The sequence below is a fragment of the Vibrio sp. 1078-1 genome, from assembly GCF_033340475.1.
The window spans coordinates 1-519 of sequence record NZ_JAWOWM010000895.1 but is presented as its reverse complement, the minus strand read 5'-3'; the positions used below and the strand labels follow the sequence as shown (position 1 = coordinate 519).

The following is a 519-nucleotide window of genomic DNA, read 5'->3' as shown; positions in this document are numbered from 1 at the left end:
CCGTTAACAATCTGTTGATTCGTAAGTTGCCAAAAAACCAATCAGTGATGCAAACCTTGCTGATGACCAACTTGGCCGGTATTCCGGTTGCGTTGCTGTTGGTGCTTATTGAGGATCAACCTTGGCAATGGGACGCGTTCCCTGTCGCGGCAGGGTCAAGTTTGTTCATTATGATCTATGCGGCGACTTGTGTGCTGGCGTACCGTTCTATCGATAGCAACAAAATCGCGAGTGCAGAATACAGCGGTTTGATTGGTGCGGTTGTCGTTGGCTTTATTTGGTTTGGTGAAATACCAGATATTTTCATGGCCATCGGTACGGTGATGATCGTGGTGCCACTGATCTGGCTATCGAAACGCGAGCGTCGCAAGCAGAAAGAACATGCTCAGCCTCAGGCTCAAAAGGAGCACGAACAGCGAGTACATATCGTTTCGTAAGACCTAAAAACTATACGATGAATGCAAAAAAGCCCTTTCGTCTATCAGACCAAAGGGCTTGTCTTTATCACTCAATTCAAGC

General features: G+C 47.0%; 1 protein-coding gene. It reads left to right on the top strand.

The genetic code is table 11. The features are described 5' to 3' along the window. Positions 1 to 437 (top strand): DMT family transporter (locus tag R7190_RS30700; RefSeq protein ID WP_318138318.1); only part of this gene is annotated, 437 nt, incomplete at its 5' end. Positions 438 to 519: the final 82 nt, after the last annotated feature.